Below are 22,310 nucleotides of genomic sequence, written 5' to 3'. Positions count from 1 at the left end.
ATCAAACCCATTCCCTGATTATCGTTGCGGCCGAAATGGCCGATTAATTTGTTCAGAATGCGTCAAACGATCCGGTTCGACGGCGCCGATGCGGCAAGCCCGGCGCGACCGATGGCGCCGCCGGCACTTGGCACGAAATCGATGGCCGAGGTCAGTGGCCGCCCGCCCTTTCCTGCGGATCGAGCAAACGATGCATGTGGACGATGAAATAGCGCATATGCGCATTGTCGACCGTCTGCTGCGCCTTCGCCTTCCAGGCTGTCAGCGCCGTGGCATAATCGGGAAAGATGCCGACGATATCGAGACCTTTCAGGTCACGGAACTGGACGTCATCGAGGCTTTCCAGTTCGCCGCCAAATACGAGATGCAAAAGCTGCTTCTTGTCACCGGACTCAGTCATTTTCTTGTTCTCTTTCTGCCCATTCTCCTCCGCCACCCCATCTGCGGGATTTTGACGGAAACGTCAACTGTCTCGTCGCCCGGCAAAGGCCGTGAGAAACTCATCGATGCGAGGCGCAGGCGCCGCGCACAGCACCTTGTGGGTGACTTCGGCGCGATTATAGACGACCCGATTTCCGTCGAGGTCGACGAGGCGGCCGCCGGCACTGGCCAGGATCAGATCGGCGGCGGCAAGGTCCCAATCGTGCGAATTGCCCTTGACGAAGGTGGCTTCGAGGCGGCCGTCCGCCACCATGGCGATGCGATAGGCAAGCGACGGGACATGTTTTTCGCGCCTGACCCGCTCGCGGAACGTCGCGGGAAGGGTCTTCAGCACATCTTCGCCGATTGCCAGACGGCTCGTCTCCTCCGGCCCGGCGGCGGAAACGATGAAGGGCTCGCCGTTCTTCAGCGCCGCGCCGCCCTCGACGGCCTCATAAAGCTCTTCGAGCGCCGGGGCATAGAGCACGCCGGCGACCGGCCGGCCGCGATGGACGACGGCGACGCTGACGCACCAGACCTTCTGCCCGGCGAGAAAAGCGCGCGTACCGTCGATCGGATCGATAATGAACATCGTCTCCCGCGAGAGGCGCTCGGCATCGTCCTCCGTTTCCTCCGACAGCCAGCCATATTCCGGCCGGGCCTTGCGCAAGATCGACTCGAGCGTCTTGTTGGCGGCGAAATCGGCGGCGCTGACGGGAGAGCGATCCCCGTTCTTCCACCAGACCTCGGGGGACTGGTTGAAGAAGCCGAAGGCGACCGCGCCGGCCTCCCTCGCAGCCTCGGCGATCAAGGCGAGATCGCCCTGCCAGCGGAGCCTTTCGCTATCGCTCATCGCGTCAATCACTTCCTTCTCGCCGCTCCTCACTGTCCCGCGAGCGTCATGCCTTCAATGGCGAAGGTGGGTGCGGCGACGCCGAACTTGCGGTCGATGTCGTTTGCCGGCGTCAGGCGCATGAACATGTCCTTGAGGTTCGAGGCGATCGTCACTTCCGACACCGGGAAAGTGAGTTCGCCGTTCTCGATCCAGAAGCCGGTGGCACCGCGGCTGTATTCGCCGGTGATCATGTTGACGCCGTGGCCGATCAGTTCGGTGACGTAAAATCCGCTGCCGACGCTGCGGATCAGTTCCTCCGGCGAGATGTCGCCGGGTTCGAGGGCGAGGTTGGTGGAGGCCGGCGAAACCGCGGTGCCGCCGCGCACGCCGCGGCCGTTGGTTGGAAGGCCGAGCTCGCGGCCGGTCGAGGTCGAAAGGAACCAGTGCTTCAGGACACCGTCCTCGATCATCACCAGCCGCTCGCCGGACACGCCCTCGCCGTCGAAGGGCCGCGAGGAGGGGCCGCGTACGATCAGCGGATCGTCGGTGATCGACAGGCCTGACTTCAACACCTGCTGACCCATCCTGTCGCGCAGGAAGCTGGTCTTGCGGGCGACGGCGGCACCGTTGATCGCGCCGGCGATATGGCCGACGAAGCCACGGGCGACACGCGGGTCGAAGATGACGGTGACGTTCTTGCCGGTCGGCACCTGGCGCGGATTGACACGCTTGACCACGCGTTCGCCGGCACGGCGGCCGATTTCGGCGGGGTCGTCGAGCTCGGCGTAATAGAGGCGGCTGTCGAAATCATAGTCGCGTTCCATGCCGGTGCCTTCGCCAGCGATGACGCTGACGGAGTTTCCGAAACGGGACCCCATGTAGCTGCCCGCAAAACCGTGCGAGGTGGCGAGAACAAGGCCGCCCATGCCGGCGGATGCGCCGGCGCCGGAGGAATTTGTCACGCCCTTGACTGCGAGGGCCGCCGTCTCGGCGGCAAGAGCCGCCTCGCGCAGCATCTCGGAGGAGACCTCGGTGGCATCGAACAATTGCAGATCGGGATAGGATTTCGCAAGCCTCGCCTCATCGGCGAGGCAGGCGAAGGGATCTTCCGGCGAGACTTTGGCCATGGCGACGGCGCGTTCGGCAAGCGACTGCAGATCGAAGCCCGGATTGGCAGAAACGCTGGCGACGCGTTTGCCGATGAAGACCCGCAGCGAGAAATCGTCGCTTTCGGAGGATTCCGTTCCCTCGACCTTGCCAAGACGGACGCTGACCGATTGCGAACGCGAGCGAACGACGACGGCATCGGCGGCGTCGGCCCCTGCCTTCCTCGCCAGATCGATCAATTGACTTGCGCGGGAAAGAAGTGTCGAGGAATCGATTTCAGAGGACATGATTTGGCCTTTCCTTCGCGTTCCATTTATTGTGCACTCTCCCAAGCATCAAGTGCCGCCGCCGCCGATTCTTTATCGGGACTGCCTGCATGCCCCCGCCACGGAAAGAAATTGTCAGCATGTCAGCGCCCAACGCCCTTTTTTCCGAAACGATCCTGCTGCTCGGCGGCGCGGTGGTCGCCGCTCCGATCTTCAAGAAGCTGGGGCTCGGCACCGTCCTCGGCTATCTCGCCGCCGGCATCGTCATCGGTCCGGTCTTCCACGGCATTACCGATGGCGAACAGATCCTCGGCGTCGCCGAGCTCGGTGTCGTCTTCCTGCTGTTCATCATCGGGCTGGAATTGAAGCCCAGCCGCCTGTGGCAGATGCGGCGCGACATTTTCGGCCTCGGGACGGCGCAGGTGGTGGTGACGGGACTGGCGCTGACCGCGCTCGCCTGGGCCTCTGGCGTTCTCGACTGGCGCGGCAGCATCGTCGCCGGCTTCGGCCTGGCGCTGTCTTCGACCGCCTTCGCCATGCAGATCCTCGAGGGCGACGGCGATGTCAATACCAGATACGGGCAGCGTTCCTTCTCGATGCTCCTGTTCCAGGATCTGGCGATCGTGCCGCTGCTGGCGCTGATCTCCGTGCTCGACGGCGGCGACAAGGGCAGCAATGCGCCGCTCACCGATTTTGCCGTCGCCGTCGGCGCGGTGGCGGCGATGGTCGTTGCCGGACGCTACCTGCTGACGCCGCTCTTCCAGGTCATCGCGCGGACCGGCGCCCGCGAGGCAATGATCGCCGCCGCCCTCTTCGTCGTCATGGGATCGGCGAGCCTGATGCAGCTCGCCGGCCTTTCGATGGCGATGGGCGCCTTTCTCTCCGGCGTGATGCTGGCCGAATCCTCCTACCGGCATGAGCTGGAGGCCGACATCGAGCCCTTCCGCGGCGTGCTGCTCGCCATCTTCTTCATCGCCGTCGGCCTGTCGCTGCAGCTCGACGTTCTCGCCGACAACGCGCTCTTCGTCATCGTCGCCGTGCCGATCGTCATGGCCGTCAAGGCGATCATCATCTATGGACTCTGCCGGATCTCCGGCTCGCCGCATGACGATGCGATCCGCATCGCTTTCCTGCTGCCGCAGGGCGGCGAATTCGGCTTCGTGCTGTTTACTGCGGCGGGCGTCACCGGACTGATGTCGACGAGCACGGCCTCGCTGCTGGTGGCGATCGTGACCCTCTCCATGGCGCTGACGCCTATCGGAGCAGCGCTGTCGAAGCGGCTGCTCAACGGCGATGCGCAGGAAGAACTGGACGAGGATTTCGAAGGGGCCGGCGCCGACGTGCTGATGGTCGGCTTCTCGCGTTTCGGCCAGATCGCCGCCCAGATCCTGCTTGCCGGCGGGCGCAGCGTCACCGTCATCGATTTTTCGGCCGACCGCATCCGCCAGGCCTCCACCTTCGGCTTCCGCATTTATTTCGGCGACGGGACGCGCAAGGACGTGCTGCGCTCGGCCGGGATCGACCGGGCGAAGATCGTGCTCGTCTGCACGCAGAAGAAGGAGATCACCGACAAGGTGGTGGAGCTGGTGCAGGCGGACTATCCGCACACCAGGCTCTATGTGCGTTCCTACGACCGCATCCACTCGATCGAGCTGCGCAACAAGGGCGTCGACTACGAGCTGCGTGAAACGCTGGAATCCGGCCTGCTGTTCGGACGGCGGACGCTGGAGGCACTGGGGGTCTCCGAGACCGACGCCTATGAAATCGGCGAGGACATCCGCAAGCGCGACGAGGCGCGGCTCGCCCTGCAGGTCTCCGAGGGGCTGCAGGCCGGGCGCGACATGCTGTTTTCCCACCCGGTGCGCCCCGAACCGCTGGTCAAGCCGAAGCGGGCCGCCGATCCCTTCGAGGACGACCCGTTGGCGGGAACCGCGGATGCGACAGCGGACGCGTAGAACGACATCGCTCAGACGATTGCTACTGCCAGATTCTGTCAGCAGGCATCTGTAGAAATCCTCCTGCCCCACAAACAGGAGCCTACCGTGATCGACAGCAACAGCATTCTTCTCTTCGTAACCGACGCGCCCAAGAGCGCCAGCTTCTATGCGCAACTGCTCGGACTGGAGCCCATCGAATACAGCCCAACCTTCGCCATGTTGATGCTGCCTTCCGGTCTGGCACTTGGCCTCTGGGGAAAAGCGGGCGTTGAGCCGGCGCCGACTGCTGCAGGCGGCGGCTGTGATCTCGGCTTCAAGGTGGCGACCGCCGACATCGTCGATACGCTTCATGCCGAATGGCAAGGCAAGGGAACGACCATCCTGTTTCCGCCGACCGATCTCGATTTCGGCCGTAGCTTCGTCGCCGCGGATCCCGATGGCCATCGCCTGCGCGTCTATAACGTGGCGGAGAACTGAGCCATGTCCCGGAGCTGGATCGCAGTTGCCTCGGCAAATCACGTCCGCACCGGGCGCGAAGCAGGGTTCATGCAGGTCTGTCACGGAAAGGCGGCCCCGCTCAGGCGGAGCGCGCCCGGAGACCGCATCATCTATTACTCGCCGACCGAAACGTTCGGCGGCACGGATCGCCTCCAAGCGTTCACGGCAATTGGCATCGTCAAGGCAGCCGATGCCTATCAGGTAGAAGTCAGCGCCGACTTTCGCCCCTGGAGGCGGGATGTCGCGTGGTGGCCGGCGATGGAAACACCTATCCGGCCACTGCTCGACCGACTGTCCTTCACAAGTGGCCGGCCAGGCTGGGGTTATCAACTCCGCTTTGGGCTGTTCGAAATCGGCAATAACGATGCCGAACTGATAGCCGAAGCGATGCTCGATGCAATGCCGGAGGAGTTTCAGATGCTCGACCTGCATCCAGCCTCAGGAGAGCCGCTGCTTCCTCGACCACGCAGAGAGCATTTGCGAAATTGACGCATTGAATCTGGGGAGAGCGGCATTATTGAACGCGCGATCGGTGCGATGCGAGAGGGAAATTTGATCAGGCGGGCGAAACAGATCGAGCAGTGGGCACTGCGCATCCTCTCATCGGGTTCGCGCACCAGGGCCCCCGCGACGGCCATGAGGGCCACGCCCAATAGTGCTTCAGCGCTTCAGCCGCGCTTCGATTTCCCGGTCGAGGGCGAATTTCAGTTCGTCCTTGACGCCGACCGACATGGCCAGCACGTCGCGGGCCTTGAGGAAATCCATGACGCCGGTGCGGCCGACAGCGGGGCGCAGAAAGATGTGCGGCTGGCAGAGCTTCAGCTTCAGCGTGATCGCCGTCTGCATCATCAGCTGGCCGGAGCCGAAGATGCTTTCCATGCGGTTCGGAATATGGGTGCCGTCGCCTTCCGGCGCGCCGACGACATCGATGCCGATGACGATGTCGGCAAGATCCATCAGCGGTTCATAGGGCACCGGATTGCTGATGCCGCCGTCGATCATCACCCGGCCGCGCAGGCGCACCGGCATGAAGACGGCAGGAATGGCGGAAGAAGCGGCGAGTGCGGGAAACAGCTCGCCCTCTTCGATGATGACTTGATTCTGCCCGTAATAATCCGTGGTGATGACCTTCATCGGCACCAGCAGATCCTCGAAGCGGGCCGGCAACTCGGCCGGCAGAAAGGCTTTGAGGATCCGCTCCAGGTTGAACTGGCCAATGCGGATGCCCTTGGCCACCGCATCGCGCACCGTTGCCGGCCTGAGACCCCAGATGCGGGCGACGACCGCCGTCTTGTTGCCGACGGTCGTCAGCGCATGTTCGCGGATTTCGGCCCCCGACATGCCGGCGGCCATGCCGGCGCCCATGATCGCGCCCATCGACGAGCCCGATATCGCCACCGGGCGGATGCCGAGTTCGTCGAGCGTCTCGATGATATGGATGTGGGCAAGTCCGCGCGCGCCGCCGCCGCCGAAAGCGACCGCCACCGTCGGAAGGTCGCTGATCGCAGGCAGTTTCGGGCTGATGAATTCTGCCTGCTGCACGCCCCGCTCCCGCTTATTGCGGCTGATACCGGAAGAAATGCACCCTCGTATCGCCAAAGGTGCGGCTTTCGAGGAAAACATAGGAAGGATGCACGGAAACGACAACATCGGCGCGTTCTTCGAGCACCGCGATCGCGCCCGGCCTGAGCCAGCCGCCCTGGGCGGCCGCCGCCATCGCCTTTTCACCGAGGCCTTTGCCATAGGGCGGGTCGGCAAACAGCACGTCGAAAACTTCGAGATTGCCGACGCTGCCGAGATCGGTCGCATCGCGGCGCAGGATGCGCGTGCGGCCGTGCAGGCCGAGCGCGTCGATATTTTCCCAGAGCAGCGCCCTGCCCTCGACGCTGTTTTCGACGAAGAGCGCATGGCGACAGCCGCGCGACACGGCTTCAATGCCGACGGCGCCGGTGCCGGCAAAAAGATCAAGGATCCGGGTGCCGTCGACGCATTCCGGATACGCGTGGCTCAATATATTGAACAGGCTCTCGCGCGTCCGGTCGGCAGTCGGCCGGATATCGTTGGATTTTGGCACGGCGAGAGGCCGGCCGCGAAACTCACCGCCGACGATCCGCACCGCGCGTCATTCCTTTTCCTCTCGCACCGCCTCTGGACGGGCCGCCCGCAGGCCTGTCACCGCCCGGTCTGTCACCACCCGGCTTGGCGCCCTTCGGCTTGCCGGAAAAATTCTTCGACCCGCCGGGCTTGGTGCCGAAGCCCTTGCCGCGCGGCTTGTCGCCCCCAAACTTGCCACCGGGAGCCTTGCCGCCGGGAGCCTTGTCGCCGAAAGACCTTTCGCCGCGCGGACGCTCGGAGCGCCCCTCGCCGGCAAAGCTTCTGGCTGCCCGCGGGCGTTCGTCACCTTCTTCGCGCGGTCTGCGATTGCCGCGCGGCTTGTCGCCGAAAGGGCGATCTCCGCGCGATGGACGATCGCCGAACGGACGGTCGCCACGCGGACGCTCCGAGCGGCCTTCGCCGGCAGAGGCTCTGGCGGCACGCGGACGCTCGTCGCCATCGGCATATGGCCTGCGATCGACGCGCGGCTTATCGCCGTAGGGCCGGTCGCCGCGTGAAGGACGATCGCCGAAACCGCGGTCTTCGCGGGCGGGACGATCGCCGAAGGAGCGCTTGCGGCCGAAGCCCTCGCCCTCATCCTTTCGGCGAGGCTGCTCGCTCGAGCGGATCCATTCGCCGTCCTCTTCGCGCACACGGTTGATCGGTGTGTGCGGGCGATCCTCGATGCGATCGAAGGCGTTCTTTGCCGGCGCCTGTTCGCCGCGCCGGCGCGCAGTCTGGGCGTTCTTGGCAGCTTTGGCCGCCGCCTTTTCGCCGAGCGGCCGGGCGCCCGGCGCCATCCAGACATTGGCGCTGCGGCGCTGGCCGAGCGGCTCGGAGCGCTTCGGCTTCTCGCCATCCCGGCGGCCGCCGTCGCGGCGATCGTCATCTCTGCGCCCCGCGCTGCGGCGGTCGTCCCGCCTGGTGTCGAGACGGCTCAGCGCCCTTTCGCGTTTGTCCTCGTCACGGCGCGGCCGCTCACGCTTCTCCGGCGCCGCGACCTCAACCTCGTCCTCGGCGGCGACCGCCGGGGCGTTATAGATCGGCGCGTCGAAATTGGCCTTGGCTTCCTCGATGAGGCGCGGGCCGAGCTGGTCGCGGAGCGTGCGTCCGCGCACTTCAATGACGTGGCCTTCCGGCAGATCACCGAGCTGGAACGGGCCGTAGGAAATGCGGATCAGCCGGTTGACGTCGAGGCCGAGGGCGCCGAGCACATTCTTGATCTCGCGGTTCTTGCCTTCGCGAAGGCCCATGGTGATCCAGACGTTCGAGCCTTGCGTGCGATCGAGCGTCGCCTCGATGGAACCATAGAGCACGCCGTCGACGGCGATGCCGTCCTTCAGCTTGTCGAGCGCCTCCTGATCGATCTCGCCATGGGCGCGCACGCGATAGCGCCTCAGCCAGCCGGTCGCCGGCAGTTCCAGCGCCCGGGCCAGACCGCCGTCATTGGTCAGCAGCAGCAGGCCCTCAGTGTTGATGTCGAGACGGCCGATCGACATGACGCGCGGCAATTCTTCCGGCAGGTTGTCGAAGACCGTCGGGCGGCCTTCCGGATCGGCATTGGTGGTCACGAGGCCGGCCGGCTTGTGATAGAGCCACAGCCTGGTGCGCTCGATGCCGCGGATCGGCATGCCGTCGACCTCGATCCGGTCGGCAAGCGTGACGTTGACGACGGGGGTGTCGAGAACGCTGCCGTTCAGCGTCACCCGGCCTTCCATGATCATGCGCTCGATATCGCGGCGGGAGGCGACGCCAGCGCGTGCCATCACCTTGGAAATGCGTTCGGCCTTGGCCTCGCTCTCGGTTTCGGCCGCGGCCGGGCGCGCAGCTGCAGCCTTTGCCGGCTTCGCGCCGCCCGCTTTCGGACCGGCCTTGGCCCCGGCGTCGCGTGAAAAGGGCTTTGCGCCCGGGCGTTTTGGCTTGTCTTTGGATGTCATTTGTTGTTTGCCTGCCTTTTGGGCCTGTCTATCAGGTCACGCATCTGCGGTTAAGTGGAAATTCGTACGATCGTGAAGACAAATCGTTTCATGGAGATGGCGCTCGAAGAGGCGCGCGCCGCCGGCGAACGCGACGAGGTACCGATCGGCGCCGTCGTCGTCGTCGACGATATCGCCGTTTCCCGCTCGGGAAACCGCACGCGCGAGCTCAATGACGTCACCGCCCATGCCGAAATCGCCGCAATCCGGCTCGCCTGCGAAGCGCTTGGACAGGAACGGCTTGCCGGCGCCGATCTCTATGTGACGCTGGAGCCTTGCACCATGTGCGCCGCAGCCATTTCGTTTGCACGCATCCGCAGGCTCTATTACGGCGCCGAGGACCCGAAGGGCGGCGCCGTCGACAGCGGCGTGCGATTCTATGCGCAGCCGACCTGCCACCACGCGCCGGAGGTTTATTCCGGCTTCAACGAGGTTCAGTCGGCCGAGATTTTGCGGACCTTCTTTTCGCAAAAGAGAGAGGCGCTTTAATTCTGAACCTCACGCCAATGCTATCGGATTGCGCCGATGGCTGCCCCTCACCCTAATCTTGCCGGGGTCGAGCCACTGGTCTCAACCCGTTCTGCGGCCCGTAAATGGGTGAAGGGACGTGCCCTGCGAGAGATTGTGGGGTACGGAGAGGTTGCGGCATGGTCCCTTTGCCCTGGTTACGAGGAGAAGGTGGCGGCAGCCGGATGAGGGGCTGCCCTCGTCAATCTCCTGAGGCCGCGCCTAAGCGCTAGCACATGCCGCTATTGCAGGAAGTTCCACCACTGCTTGCCGCTGTTGGCGATCGCCGCGTCCTTCTTGCGCTTCTTCTGCTTCTTGAGCTCGGGCTCGCCGACATCGTCGAGCTTTGCCGGGTCGTCGACGGTGCGGTAACCGGGCGGCGGGTCGGAAATGTAGCGGCGCTGATCGACGTAGGAGCCCTTCTGCAGGGCGCGGGCTTCGCGATAGGCCTGTGTCTGGGCTTCCGTCGTGCGCCGGCCGCCTTCGATCGCCGAGCTGGCGAGCGGCGAGCGGTAGTTCGGATTGTCGGAATTCGCGTCGGCCTCCGAAACGAGGCGGGCGCGAGTCTCCTCCGGTGATTCAAGCCATTGCGGATTGTCCTTGGTGGCCACGGTCTGCTGCGGCTGAACAAGGGTCTCCCTCTGCCCCTCGGCCGGTAACACCAGTGTGGGACGCGGCGAATACTTGACGCCCTTGTTCTTCGGATCCGGCCCGGTCAGCGACACGGACTGGCCGAGATCGTCGGTCAACTGCTCCATGGCTGTCTTGTCGGTGCCGTAGGTCGGGCTGCTGGCGCAACTGGACACCAACGAGCATCCCGCCACGACGACAGACAGGCAGGCGCCCATACGGAACCAATGCGTTGCGAACATGAAAACCCTTCCAGCCACCGGTGCAATCGTTGCCCAACCGGACAACCGTCCCCCTGACGCAAAAATCCGGCCATTTTCAGGCAGCTTTTACCGGATGAACGCCACAAAGGCAATTCACCCGGCAAATATCTTCAGGCGCGGATGCCGAGCTCACGCAAGGCCGCAGCATCACGCGCCGAGACGTCGGGATAGTCGGGATCGGAACCGACATCGGTGGTGATGCGCCAGGAACGCGCGCATTTGACACCCTCGGCGAGCTTCGGAACGACGGCGACGTCAGGCACTTCAGCCAGGCGGAAGGCTTCCGCCGGACCGGCGTCCGCCTTGATGGTGATGCCCGAGGTGATGCAGACTTCGCTGAAATCCTGTCCCTCGAGCGCCTTGCGAAGCTCGGCATCGGCGATATGGACGACGGGCGCCGCTTCCAGCGAGGAGCCGATGCGCTTGTCCTTGCGCTCGATTTCCAGCGCGCCTGTTACAACCGAACGCACGGCGCGGATCTTCTTCCACTTCTCGGCCAGGGCATCGTTGCGCCATTCCTTGGGAACGGTGGCAAACTGCTCCAGATGCACGGAAACGGCAGACGGATTGCGTGACAGCCAGGCCTCCTCGGTGGTGAAGGGCAGCATCGGGGCAAGCCAGGTCACCATGCAATCGAAGATCTGGCGGATGACGTGCAGGCTGGCGCGCCGGCGCAGGCTCGACGGCGCGTCGCAATAGAGCGCATCCTTGCGGACATCGAAATAGAAGGCCGAAAGCTCGACATTGGCGAAATCGATCAGTGCGCGGGCGATCTTCTTGAAGTCGAACGCATCGTAGTTTTCGCGCACCAGCTGATCGAGCTCGGCAAGCCGATGCAGCATCAGCTGCTCCAGCTCCGGCAGATCGGCAAGCGCGATCTCCTCGCCCTTGTCATGGGCAAGCGTGCCGAGCATCCAGCGGATGGTATTGCGCAGCTTGCGATAGGCGTCGACATTGGTCTGGATGATCGTCTTGCCGACGCGCAGGTCGTCCGCATAGTCCGAGGTCATCACCCAGAGGCGCAGGATATCGGCGCCGGCGTCCTTCATCACCTCCTGCGGAGCGGTGACGTTGCCCTTCGACTTCGACATCTTCTCGCCCTTCTCGTCCATGGTGAAGCCATGGGTGAGGACGGCGTTATAAGGCGCGCGACCGCGGGTCGCAGCCGATTCCAGCAGCGAGGAATGGAACCAGCCGCGATGCTGGTCGGAGCCTTCGAGGTAGAGGTCGGCCGGCCATTTCAGGTCCGGGCGGTCCTCCAGCGTGAAGGTGTGCGTCGAGCCCGAATCGAACCAGACGTCGAGGATATCCATGACCTGCGACCACTTGGCCGGATCATGCTCGTTGCCGAGGAAGCGCTCCTTGGCGCCTTCGGCAAACCAGGCGTCGGCGCCTTCGGCATCGAAAGCCTCGAGGATGCGCCGGTTGACGGCCTCATCCTGCAGCACGGCGCCATGCTCATCGACGAAGACGCAGATCGGCACGCCCCAGGCGCGCTGACGGGAAAGCACCCAGTCCGGGCGTTGCTCGATCATCGCGCGCAGGCGGTTCTGGCCGGCAGCCGGCACGAAGCGGGTGTCGTCGATCGCGGTGAGCGCACGGGTGCGCAGCGTCGTTCCATCCGCCAGCGTCTTGTCCATATAGACGAACCACTGCGGCGTATTACGGAAGATGACCGGCTTCTTCGAGCGCCAGGAATGCGGATACTGGTGCTTCAGGCGGCCGCGGGCAAAGAGCGCGTTGCGCTCGATCAGCGCCTTGATGACGCGGTCGTTGGCATCGCCCTTCTTGCCGTTGTCGTCGATGACGCGAGCGCCTTCGAGACCGGGGGCGTCAGCCGTGTAGAAACCGCCGTCGTCGACCGGGAACGGGATCTTCGTCTCGATGCCGCGCGCCTCGATCTCGCGGGCATGCGCCATCCAGACGTCAAAGTCTTCGCGGCCGTGGCTCGGCGCCGTATGCACGAAGCCCGTACCGGCGTCGTCGGTGACATGGTCGCCTTCGAGCAACGGCACGGCAAATTCATAGCCATCTCCCAGACCCTTGAGCGGATGCGCACAGGTGATGGCGGCAAGATCGGCAGCCGTAACATCGGCAAGACGCTTGTACTGTAGCTTCGCCTTGGCAAAGGATTCTTCAGCCAACTGATCGGCAAAGATCAGCTTCTCGCCCGGGCGCGGGCCAAAATCATTTTCGGCAGCCGTGACCTCGTAAAGGCCGTAGGCAACACGCGAGGAATAGGCGATCGCCCGGTTGCCGGGGATGGTCCAGGGCGTGGTCGTCCAGATGACGACTGAAGCATCCAGCAGATGAAACTTTGCTTCCGCGCCGTCACGCACGACAAATTTCACCGGGAACTTCACCCAGATCGTGTCACTCTCATAATCGTGGTACTCGACTTCGGCTTCCGCCAGCGCCGTGCGCTCGACCACCGACCACATGATCGGCTTGGAGCCGCGATAGAGCTGGCCGCTTGCGGCGATCTTCAACAGTTCGCCGGCGATGCGGCTCTCCGCATGGAAGTTCATCGTCAGATACGGGTTGTCGAAATCGCCGACGATGCCGAGACGCTGGAACTCGTCGCCCTGGACCTTGATCCATTTTTCGGCATAGGCGCGGCACTCGCGGCGGAATTCGATCATCGCCGCCGGCTCCTTGAGATCGGGCTTGGCCTTGCCCCTGGCGCGATAGTTCTCCTCCTCGATCTTCCATTCGATCGGCAGGCCGTGGCAATCCCAGCCGGGCACGTAGTTGGCGTCATAACCGCGCATCTGGAACGAGCGGTTGATGACGTCCTTGAGGATCTTGTTCAGCGCGTGGCCGATATGGATGTTGCCGTTGGCATAGGGCGGGCCGTCATGCAGGACGAATTTTTCGCGGCCGGCGGCAGAGGCGCGCAGTTTCTTGTAGAGATCCATCTCCTGCCAGCGCTTGACGAGCTCCGGCTCCTTCTGCGGCAGGCCGGCGCGCATCGGGAAATCGGTTTCGGGCAAATAGAGGGTCTTCGAGTAATCGATCTTTTCGGCTGTGTCGGTCATATCGGGACAATCGTATCTGGCGGCCCAGAAAGGGGCGCAACGGCGTGAAAAAGCTGGTGACGGAAGCGCTTGTATCCAAGCGCCGAAAACCCGGACCTCCCGGCCGCTTAGCGCGCGCGGAAGGCCGGGCCGATAATTCGTATCGTGATCGCCAGCCGAAATTTTCTCATCGCGCCGGTTCATAGGCGTTTTCACGAGGAAAAGGAAGAGAAGAATTCACCGCATGATATCGCCGGGCGTTAGCGAAATTTCCGTTGCGTGCAGAAAAACTCTGTCCTCGGCGCGGGTCTCAGGAAAAGCAGAGCTTCCCATCGAGCGCACTCAGCGGTTTGACCCCCGCCAGCAGCGCCCTCGCCTCCGCTTCGTCACGCTTGATCTGGGCGACGAGCGGATCGAGGCCGTCGAACTTCAGTTCCGGGCGGAGATAGCCGAAGAAGGAGACAGCGCAGAGCTGACCGTAGAGATCGCCGCTGAAATCGAAAAGAAAGGTTTCGAGCAGCGGGGCACCGTTCTCCATCACCGTCGGGCGGCGGCCGTAGCTTGCGACCGCATCGTGGAGCGTTCCATCCTGGCGGCGGAAGCGGACGGCGTAGATGCCGGCGGCGAGCTCGGCCTCCGGCGGCAGGCGCATGTTGGCGGTAGGAAAGCCAAGCTGCCGGCCAAGTTTTTCGCCGTCGATCACCTCGGCTTCCACCGTATAGCGGTAACCGAGCATGCCGGCGACTTCGCTGACCTCGCCCTCCTTCAGCAACGCGCGGATATGGCTCGACGAGACGACGTCGGCGTTTTCGTCGCGGAAGGCATCGATCAGGGTGACGCCGAAGCCGTAGGTCTGGCCGGCATTCATCAGGAAGGCGGGACCGCCTTCGCGGCTGCGGCCGAAGTGGAAATCGAAGCCGGTGACGACTTCGGAGGCGCCGAGCCAATCCTTCAGGATCGAATGGATGAAGTCATCGGCCGAGCGCTGTGAAAATTCGTAGTCGAAGGGATATTCGATGACGGCGTTGAACCCCAGCGTTTCCAGAATGCGGGCTTTCAGCGGCGCGGGTGTCAGGCGGAACACCGGCGTCTGCGGCCGGAAGACCGTGCGCGGATGCGGCTCAAAGGTCAGCACCAGAGCGGGGATGCCGCGCGTCTTGGCGATCTCGAGCGCGCGGTTCAGCACCGATTGATGGCCGCGATGCACGCCGTCGAAATTGCCGATGGCGACCACCCCGCCTTTGAGATGGGCGGGCAAGGGATCCCGGGTTTCATTGCGGTGGAAGACGGTCATCGGCTGGCTTCTCTTCATGCAAGGCGCGGCATCCACCACTTCGGCGCGGCGTTTTCCCGTTCGAGGTAGGCGTTGAGGATCGCCTCGTCGGTTTCGCCGTTCAAGGTGTATTCCTTGGCGTGGATCCCGCCGCTGATGTAGAGAAGGTCGAGGCCAAAATTCAAGGCGCCGCGGACATCGGTCGGCATGCCGTCGCCGATCGCCAAGACGCGCTCGGCCGGCACATCGCCGCGAAGTTCGCGGGCAGCGGCCAGCGTCGCCTCGTAAATCGGCCGGTGCGGCTTGCCGGCGATGCGGGTTTTGCCGCCGAGCTGCTCGTAATAGGCGGCCATGGCGCCGGCGCAGGGAATGATGCGGTGGCCGCGCTCGACGACGAGGTCGGGATTGGCGCAGATCATCGGCACCTCGCGCGCTTGAAAATCCAGAAGCATGTCGGTGTAATCTTCCGGCTTCTCGGTCTCGTCGTCGAAGAAGCCGGTGCAGACGAGCGATCGCGCTTCGCCGGCCGGCACTCGCTCGACGCCGATGCCTTCGAGAAGCGCCTTGTCGCGCTCGGGGCCGAGCAGGAAGACCGTCTTCGGCCCCTCGGCAATCAGCCCGCGGGTGACGTCGCCCGAGGTGACGATCCTGTCATAGGCGCCGTCGGGCACGCCGATATGACGCAATTGCTCGACGACCTGCCAGGAAAGGCGCGGCGAGTTGGTGATAAGGACGACGGCGAGGCCGTTTTCGCGCGCCGCCTGGAGGGCGGCAGCCGCCTTCGGAAACGGATCGACGCCGTTGTGAACGACGCCCCAGACATCACAGAGCACCACGTCATAGCGATCGGTGATCTCAGAGAAGGTTTCTATCCGCTTGGCCATTCCAATGTCCCGAGTTGCTGCAGTCACCGGTGACATTGCAAAGGCGCAGGACGATGGCAAGGCATTTTCTTTGCCAGCGTCCGCGGCAAAGCCCCCTCGCGACAATCCGGCGCGTGATCGGCAAGGCTGGGCCGCGACAGCGGGTTCGGCCGAATCTCCGGCATTTCTCCGGTCTCTTCACAATTCCGGCACAAAAATTCGTGATTGCTCTCATTGACTCCTTTCGGAGCCATCCCTAAATGCACGTCGCTAGCACTCACCGAAAGGGAGTGCTAACACCTATCCATGTGGGCCGCTCCGGCCTGCGAATGTCATTCGATCGAGGGATTAGACAATGGCAAGCACCAATTTCCGTCCGCTTCACGACCGCGTCGTCGTTCGTCGCGTCGAGTCCGAAGAGAAGACCAAGGGCGGGATCATCATTCCCGACACCGCAAAGGAAAAGCCGCAGGAAGGCGAAATCGTCGCCGTCGGTTCCGGCGCTCGTGACGAGTCCGGCAAGGTCGTCGCACTCGACGTCAAGGCTGGCGATCGCGTGCTGTTCGGCAAGTGGTCCGGCACCGAAGTCAAGATCAACGGCGAAGACCTTCTGATCATGAAGGAAGCCGACATCATGGGCATCATCGGCTGATTGCCGATCCGCTTTCCCGAAATGACTGACGGGCTTTTGCCCGAACAAATCGAATTCAGGAGTCACAAACATGGCAGCTAAAGAAATCAAGTTTGGCCGCACCGCGCGCGAAAAGATGCTGCGCGGCGTCGACATTCTCGCCGATGCAGTCAAGGTAACGCTCGGCCCGAAGGGTCGTAACGTCATCATCGACAAGTCCTTCGGCGCCCCGCGCATCACCAAGGACGGGGTTTCGGTCGCCAAGGAAATCGAACTCGAAGACAAGTTCGAAAACATGGGCGCCCAGATGGTCCGCGAAGTTGCTTCGAAGACCAACGACATCGCCGGTGACGGCACCACGACCGCAACCGTTCTTGCCCAGGCGATCGTTCGCGAAGGCGCCAAGGCCGTTGCTGCCGGCATGAACCCGATGGACCTGAAGCGCGGCATCGATCTCGCCGTCGCCGAAGTCGTCAAGGATCTCCAGGCCAAGGCCAAGAAGATCAACACCTCGGAAGAAGTCGCCCAGGTCGGCACGATCTCGGCAAACGGCGAGCGCCAGGTTGGCCTCGACATTGCTGAAGCCATGCAGAAGGTCGGCAACGAAGGCGTCATCACGGTTGAAGAAGCCAAGACCGCCGAAACCGAGCTCGAAGTCGTCGAAGGCATGCAGTTCGACCGCGGCTACCTCAGCCCCTACTTCGTCACCAATCCGGAAAAGATGGTCGCCGACCTCGAAGACGTCTTCATTCTCCTTCACGAGAAGAAGCTGTCGAACCTGCAGTCGATGCTCCCGGTTCTCGAAGCCGTCGTCCAGACCGGCAAGCCGCTCCTCATCATCGCTGAAGACGTCGAAGGCGAAGCGCTTGCAACGCTCGTCGTCAACAAGCTGCGCGGCGGCCTGAAGATCGCTGCCGTCAAGGCGCCTGGCTTCGGCGACCGCCGCAAGGCCATGCTCGAAGACATCGCCATCCTGACCGGCGGCACCGTCATCTCCGAAGATCTTGGCATCAAGCTCGAGAGCGTCACGCTCGACATGCTCGGCCGTGCCAAGAAGGTTTCGATCTCCAAGGAAAACACCACGATCGTCGATGGTTCGGGCGCCAAGTCCGACATCGAAGGCCGTGTTGCCCAGATCAAGGCTCAGATCGAAGAAACCACCTCCGACTACGACCGCGAGAAGCTGCAGGAGCGCCTTGCCAAGCTCGCTGGCGGCGTTGCCGTCATCCGTGTCGGCGGCTCGACGGAAGTCGAAGTGAAGGAAAAGAAGGACCGCATCGACGACGCCCTCAACGCGACGCGCGCTGCCGTTCAGGAAGGCATCGTACCGGGCGGCGGCGTTGCCCTGCTGCGTTCTTCCGTCAAGATCACCTCCAAGGGTGTCAACGACGACCAGGAAGCCGGCATCAACATCGTTCGCCGCGCTCTGCAGGCTCCGGCCCGCCAGATCGCTGAGAACGCTGGTGACGAAGCCTCGATCGTTGTCGGCAAGATCCTCGACAAGGATCAGGACAACTACGGCTACAACGCCCAGACCGGCGAATATGGCGACATGATCGGCATGGGCATCATCGACCCGGTCAAGGTCGTTCGCACCGCCCTGCAGGATGCCGCTTCCGTCGCATCGCTGCTGATCACCACCGAAGCCATGATCGCCGAGCTGCCGAAGAAGGACGCTCCGGCTATGCCGGGCGGCATGGGCGGCATGGGCGGAATGGACATGATGTGATAGGCTAACGGCCTTTCACAGCATCGTCCATGAATCCGCCCATCATCAAAGATGGTTCAGCGCGTCAAGCGCGCTGAACTGGCGGAATGGACATGATGTGATAGGCCAACGGCCTTTCACAGCATCGTCCATGAATCCGCCCATCATCAAAGATGGTTCAGCGCGTCAAGCGCGCTGAACTGGCGGTATGGACATGATGTGATAGGCGAAAGCCGTCACTGAAATCCATTCCGGCACATCCGGAACAGGAAGGGCGGCCCTCGGGTCGCCCTTTTCTTTTCGCCAAAAATGATTCGATCCGTTGCGCGCTATTTCATGCTGCGCAGTGCGTCCGCCGCCCGCGAAGCTTTCGTCAGGCTTATGTCGCAGCTCATTTCCTATGCGCGAGAGATTGCTTACGGGGGCAGGCTTTCTCCCGCAAGCGCAGCGAAACGGGTCGAAAAGCGCTGAAACTGATCACTTCTGGCCCGAAGACGCGGGGATGCCGGCATTTCCCGCAACTGATGCCAATCCGAACAGCCCTTAAAAAGCCGTTGCCGTTTGTGCAAAAGCTCCTATAAATCCTCGCTGCAATTGATACGCGCCCGGCGATGATTTTCGCCATCAGACGAGCGCGGAAGGCGATGCCATAGATGCGTGTTCGAAGGACTCCAGTCCGGAGGCTCGAACGGCCGCAACGATCGCCGGTGTAGGCGCGGGCATTATGCCCCTGTCCCATGATCCTGTTTCTTTGTGTTTGCCGAGCGTGCGGCGTCGGAGCCGCATCCGAACTGGGGAACGCCTTGTTTAAGATCGCCAAAGCCAATGCAGCCGTGCCCTTGATGACCGGCTCACTGAACGACAATCATCAAAATCACCAGATGCTGGCGCAGCTATCAGTTTCCGAAAGCTGGACCGCAGATTTTTCGACCGGCCTGATCTGTCTCAGCAAATGGAGCGCAATGCTGCACGGCATTTCCGCCGATGAATGCGGACTGCTGAACCTGATCCGCTGCTACGATACCAAGGATCGCAGCCACGTGCTGGAGCTGTTCGAGAAGGCGGCGACGCACTCCTCCTCTTTCTGTTTTTCGACCACGATCATCACGCGGAACGGTTTCCGTCAGCCGCTGTTCTGCATGGGGGAGTCGAGCGGGCTCGAGGAGAAATACAGCGGCCGCATGGCCGGCGTCTTCATCTTTCCGCGCTTCAAGCTGCAAGACGCAACCCAGATCACAAGCTGGCAGTGAAGACCGGCGACGCGAGATAAAGGCCGCCTCAGTGCTCAGCCACTAACGTAAAACGTGGAATCGCTAAATTTTGCGGTTCCCTAAGCCTATCGCGTGAACCTAACTTCACGTGGCAGGCTTTAGGGCATTGGCTTCTGATTTGGGATTCGGCGCATAGCAGGCCGCGAGAAAGCTCGTCTCGACCAGTATCGGTCACCGCGATGCGGCCGGCATGAGATCAGCACCATCCATGACATAGGTCGCGTAGCGATGGTCGCGGATCAGGCTTATCTTTTGCCCGCGCCATTCGAGCAGCATGAAATAGGAAGGAGCGCCCGACGGTTCGGCCGATACCAGCAATATTTCCCGGCCTTCCAGCCAGGCCGGTTCGATCCTGACCGGCGGATATTCGGCATAATAGGTGAAAAATCGACCGACGTCGGCGGCACCCGAGATTTCCCGCCGTCGCGCCTGACGAAGCCGAACGTCATCGGCCAGCAAGCGACGCAGCGCGTCCCAATCTTGGGCGTTGAAGAGCGCTGCAAAGTTCAGGGCCTCGGGACTTGGCGACGGCGCAACCTCAGACCGCACGTCGGAGATCGCGCGCAATCGCGCCCTACCGCGCGACAAATGGGCCTTGACGGCATCGACACTCAGTTCCAGCAGCGCTGCGATATCCGCAAGCGACTCTCCGAGCACATCCTTGAGGATCACCGCGCTGCGTTGCGGCACCGGCAATTCTGCAAAATGACCCAGGGCGACCCGCACCGTGTCCCGCCGGATCAGCGCGTCCTCCGGGCCGACGGCCCTGATATCGGCCAGATCAAAGGCTGTCTCGAGCGGCTCCGACCGGCGCTTACTGCGCTGGCGCAGGGCATCTATGGCTTGATTGTGGACGATGCGAAACAGCCACGGTCGCAGCGGCGTGCCCGGTGGGATCGAGCCGGCCGTCGCAAATACCCTGGCAAACGCATCCTGAATCACGTCCTCGCCGTCGATCACCGAACCCACCAGACGAGCAGCATAGCGATGCAGTTGGGGGCGAAGCGCGTCCGCTTCCCTGGCCAGGTCTGCGGGCAGAGTTTTCCCCTCTTCGGCTCCCAGAGCTGGGTCTTTCGTCATTCGATGACCGTCACACCCGTATCCCCACGCACGCCATAGACCATGGCCTCGGCGAGGCCGGAATCGCCGATCAGTTCGGCGACCGTATCACCGAAAGCCCGCGGGGTCATGTCCGGCCAGGTGGCGGCCTGTTCGGCAAATGTCCGACCCGCCTTCGCAGCATAGGCCCCGATGCCGGTATCGCCCACACCGGTTCCAACGAACATCTGCCGGGGAACAATGACCCGGAACCGCAAACCCAGGCCGAGTTCCGCCGACAAGTCATCGGCATATTTTGCAATGAACCACTGCGCGCGCTTGGCGCCGGCATATCCTCCCGATAGCGGCGACCCCTGGACGGCGGCTCCGCTAGAGACCAGGACGACGAGGCCGCCCGGCGCCATCGGCAAGGTCAGGGCAGCCTGTACCCAATGCAGCGCAGCCTTGACGTCTACATTCCAGTTGGTCGTGAATGCCTCCCAGCCAATCCGGTCGATCCGTTCCATGGGCGGTTCCGCACCGGCACTCATGATGACGACATCAGGTTGCGTCTGCTCCATGATCCGCCACGCCGCGTCGGCATCGGTCGCATCGGCCGATATGGCGGTGACAGCGGGTTGCTCAGCCCGGCCCTGCACAGCCACCGCGTTTCGGGCGACCACGGTGACTTCGGCCGCGCGAGCAAGGAATGCCTCGGCGAGCCCACTCCCCAAGCCGCGGCTCCCGCCGACGACCACAATTCGCTTTCCTTCCAGATCCATTTCTCAGTCCTCATCCGGGTCGGTTTCGACCGCTCGACGACGGTCGCAACAACGACGTTTCAAGGAGGTGAAAAGAGTCATCGCCATCTGCGATTTGTGGAAGCCGGCGTCAAAAAAGTCTGACGCCACCGAATGCCGCCGTGATTGCGGTCGTCAGCCGAAGCGGATCGCGCGCTTGATACCGGGTTTTCCGGTTTCCGGTCGGCCTACCGCGCTGATCCTCCACATCTGCAGCGAGGGGTTTTGCTAAAGATGGTCCTCACGATTCCACGTTAGTGGCTGGGCCTCAGGACGGCCTTTTGCATTTTCCGGCGGATCGTCCGTTACTCCGGTTTGACCGGAATGTTGAGGCCTCTGGCGCTTGCCGGGCGGGCGATGCAGCGCTCCAGCCAATCGGAGACGGCGGGGAATTTCGCATATTCGAGAATCTCACGGCCGCCATAGAAGATGTCGGCACCGCGAACCCAGGTGAAGGTAGTGATATCGGCGATCGTATATTGATCGCCCATGATCCACTGCCGGCCTTTCAGCCGCCCTTCGAGCACGCCGAGCAGGCGTTTGGATTCATCGCGATAGCGCTCCACCGGATAGGAGTTGTTGGCAACCTTGTCGGCAGCGAACTTGTGGAAATGGCCGAACTGGCCGAACATCGGGCCGATGCTGGCCATCTGGAAAAACACCCATTGGATACATTCGTAGCGATCGGCGGCATCGGCGGGGATCAGCTTGCCTGTCTTTTCCGCGAGATAAAGCAGGATGGCACCGGATTCGAAAAGGCCGATCGGTTTGCCGTCCGGCCCGTTCGGATCGATGATCGCCGGAATGCGGCCGTTCGGATTGAGGGATTCGAATTCCGGTGACTTCTGTTCGTTGGCGGCGAAGGAAATATAATGTGGCTCATAGGTGAGCCCGAGCTCCTCGAGGGCGACGGATACCTTCACCCCGTTCGGGGTCTGCAGCGAATAGAGCTGGATAATGTCTGGGTTTTTCGCCGGCCAGCGGGTCGTGATCGGAAATGCGGACAGATCTGCCATCGGATTCTCCTTGTTGGGCGCTGACCATAAGAGACGGGGCTCTGCAAAGGCAAGCGACCGGACATCGTTCCATATTGTTGAACGAACTGTCCGCTTCCGTTTATCTTTCCATGACGGAGAAAAAAAGCGACATAGGAGGCACCAGAGATCACAGCGTGCC

At 62.8% G+C, this 22,310-nt stretch carries 20 protein-coding genes; 7 read left to right on the top strand and 13 right to left on the bottom strand.

Annotated elements, in window-relative coordinates; genetic code table 11:
• Nucleotides 1-151 precede the first annotated feature (151 nt).
• From J2J99_RS04445 to J2J99_RS04435, 3 genes are all read right to left on the bottom strand, one after another.
• The gene (locus tag J2J99_RS04445; RefSeq protein ID WP_168297654.1) at nt 152-400 is read right to left on the bottom strand and encodes a DUF4170 domain-containing protein; all 249 of its coding nucleotides are present in this window, start codon (nt 398-400) and stop codon (nt 152-154) included.
• A gap of 63 nt (nt 401-463) precedes the next feature.
• Nucleotides 464-1,273 carry a 3'(2'),5'-bisphosphate nucleotidase CysQ gene (locus J2J99_RS04440; RefSeq protein ID WP_168297655.1) on the bottom strand — a complete coding sequence of 270 codons (810 nt, stop codon included), beginning with the start codon at nt 1,271-1,273 and terminating at the stop codon, nt 464-466.
• Nucleotides 1,274-1,302: 29 nt separating this feature from the next.
• On the bottom strand, nt 1,303-2,649 hold the full coding sequence (locus tag J2J99_RS04435; protein ID WP_168297656.1) for a TldD/PmbA family protein: 1,347 nt from the start codon (nt 2,647-2,649) through the stop codon (nt 1,303-1,305).
• Nucleotides 2,650-2,768: 119 nt separating this feature from the next.
• Between J2J99_RS04435 and J2J99_RS04430 the strand changes: the two genes are divergently transcribed.
• From J2J99_RS04430 to J2J99_RS04420, 3 genes are all read left to right on the top strand, one after another.
• On the top strand, nt 2,769-4,583 hold the full coding sequence (locus J2J99_RS04430) for a monovalent cation:proton antiporter-2 (CPA2) family protein (protein ID WP_168297657.1): 1,815 nt from the start codon (nt 2,769-2,771) through the stop codon (nt 4,581-4,583).
• Nucleotides 4,584-4,670: 87 nt separating this feature from the next.
• Nucleotides 4,671-5,042, top strand: coding sequence for a VOC family protein (locus J2J99_RS04425; protein WP_168297658.1), 372 nt, complete (start codon nt 4,671-4,673; stop codon nt 5,040-5,042).
• Nucleotides 5,043-5,045: 3 nt separating this feature from the next.
• Entirely contained in the window at nt 5,046-5,552 is a 507-nt protein-coding gene (locus tag J2J99_RS04420; RefSeq protein ID WP_168297659.1) for an EVE domain-containing protein, read from the top strand.
• 171 nt (nt 5,553-5,723) lie between these two features.
• Here J2J99_RS04420 and J2J99_RS04415 read toward each other — a convergent pair whose 3' ends face one another.
• The 3 genes from J2J99_RS04415 to J2J99_RS04405 are packed head-to-tail and all read right to left on the bottom strand — an operon-like array spanning nt 5,724 to nt 9,094.
• On the bottom strand, nt 5,724-6,605 hold the full coding sequence (locus J2J99_RS04415) for a patatin-like phospholipase family protein (protein ID WP_168297660.1): 882 nt from the start codon (nt 6,603-6,605) through the stop codon (nt 5,724-5,726).
• A gap of 13 nt (nt 6,606-6,618) precedes the next feature.
• Nucleotides 6,619-7,179: a 16S rRNA (guanine(966)-N(2))-methyltransferase RsmD gene (rsmD, locus tag J2J99_RS04410; protein WP_168297661.1), complete on the bottom strand. Its 561-nt coding sequence runs from the start codon at nt 7,177-7,179 to the stop codon at nt 6,619-6,621.
• On the bottom strand, nt 7,160-9,094 hold the full coding sequence (locus J2J99_RS04405; RefSeq protein WP_168297662.1) for a pseudouridine synthase: 1,935 nt from the start codon (nt 9,092-9,094) through the stop codon (nt 7,160-7,162). Before J2J99_RS04405 ends, rsmD begins: the two co-directional genes overlap by 20 nt.
• A gap of 90 nt (nt 9,095-9,184) precedes the next feature.
• Here J2J99_RS04405 and J2J99_RS04400 point away from each other — a divergent pair, with 90 nt between their 5' ends.
• Entirely contained in the window at nt 9,185-9,622 is a 438-nt protein-coding gene (locus J2J99_RS04400) for a nucleoside deaminase (RefSeq protein ID WP_168297717.1), read from the top strand.
• A 260-nt stretch (nt 9,623-9,882) separates the two neighbouring features.
• On the opposite strand, the gene J2J99_RS04395 is transcribed toward J2J99_RS04400, so the two are convergent.
• The 4 genes from J2J99_RS04395 to J2J99_RS04380 all read right to left on the bottom strand — a co-directional run bounded on the left by J2J99_RS04395 (nt 9,883) and on the right by J2J99_RS04380 (nt 15,707).
• A complete protein-coding gene (locus J2J99_RS04395) occupies nt 9,883-10,512 on the bottom strand; it encodes a hypothetical protein (RefSeq protein ID WP_004675395.1) in 630 nt (209 codons plus the stop codon).
• Nucleotides 10,513-10,643: 131 nt separating this feature from the next.
• A complete protein-coding gene (ileS, locus tag J2J99_RS04390) occupies nt 10,644-13,571 on the bottom strand; it encodes an isoleucine--tRNA ligase (protein ID WP_168297718.1) in 2,928 nt (975 codons plus the stop codon).
• Nucleotides 13,572-13,860: 289 nt separating this feature from the next.
• The gene (locus tag J2J99_RS04385) at nt 13,861-14,844 is read right to left on the bottom strand and encodes a bifunctional riboflavin kinase/FAD synthetase (RefSeq protein ID WP_168297719.1); all 984 of its coding nucleotides are present in this window, start codon (nt 14,842-14,844) and stop codon (nt 13,861-13,863) included.
• 14 nt (nt 14,845-14,858) lie between these two features.
• Nucleotides 14,859-15,707: a TIGR01459 family HAD-type hydrolase gene (locus J2J99_RS04380; RefSeq protein WP_168297663.1), complete on the bottom strand. Its 849-nt coding sequence runs from the start codon at nt 15,705-15,707 to the stop codon at nt 14,859-14,861.
• Nucleotides 15,708-16,041: 334 nt separating this feature from the next.
• Here J2J99_RS04380 and groES point away from each other — a divergent pair, with 334 nt between their 5' ends.
• From groES to J2J99_RS04365, 3 genes are all read left to right on the top strand, one after another.
• Nucleotides 16,042-16,338, top strand: a complete 297-nt coding sequence (groES, locus tag J2J99_RS04375) for a co-chaperone GroES (protein WP_004675403.1) — start codon at nt 16,042-16,044, stop codon at nt 16,336-16,338.
• 70 nt (nt 16,339-16,408) lie between these two features.
• A complete protein-coding gene (gene groL / locus J2J99_RS04370; RefSeq protein WP_016734675.1) occupies nt 16,409-18,046 on the top strand; it encodes a chaperonin GroEL in 1,638 nt (545 codons plus the stop codon).
• A gap of 782 nt (nt 18,047-18,828) precedes the next feature.
• Nucleotides 18,829-19,275, top strand: a complete 447-nt coding sequence (locus J2J99_RS04365; protein WP_168297664.1) for a hypothetical protein — start codon at nt 18,829-18,831, stop codon at nt 19,273-19,275.
• 192 nt (nt 19,276-19,467) lie between these two features.
• On the opposite strand, the gene J2J99_RS04360 is transcribed toward J2J99_RS04365, so the two are convergent.
• From J2J99_RS04360 to J2J99_RS04350, 3 genes are all read right to left on the bottom strand, one after another.
• Nucleotides 19,468-20,376 carry a sigma-70 family RNA polymerase sigma factor gene (locus J2J99_RS04360; protein WP_168297665.1) on the bottom strand — a complete coding sequence of 303 codons (909 nt, stop codon included), beginning with the start codon at nt 20,374-20,376 and terminating at the stop codon, nt 19,468-19,470.
• Nucleotides 20,373-21,116 carry an SDR family NAD(P)-dependent oxidoreductase gene (locus J2J99_RS04355; RefSeq protein WP_168297666.1) on the bottom strand — a complete coding sequence of 248 codons (744 nt, stop codon included), beginning with the start codon at nt 21,114-21,116 and terminating at the stop codon, nt 20,373-20,375. Before J2J99_RS04355 ends, J2J99_RS04360 begins: the two co-directional genes overlap by 4 nt.
• Before the next feature lie 323 nt (nt 21,117-21,439).
• Entirely contained in the window at nt 21,440-22,150 is a 711-nt protein-coding gene (locus J2J99_RS04350) for a glutathione binding-like protein (RefSeq protein ID WP_168297667.1), read from the bottom strand.
• Nucleotides 22,151-22,310: the final 160 nt, after the last annotated feature.

This window comes from Rhizobium binae, from assembly GCF_017357225.1.
GTDB lineage: Bacteria > Pseudomonadota > Alphaproteobacteria > Rhizobiales > Rhizobiaceae > Rhizobium > Rhizobium binae.
Note: the sequence above shows the minus strand (reverse complement) of the source record. Positions and strands in the feature narration are given on the sequence as shown.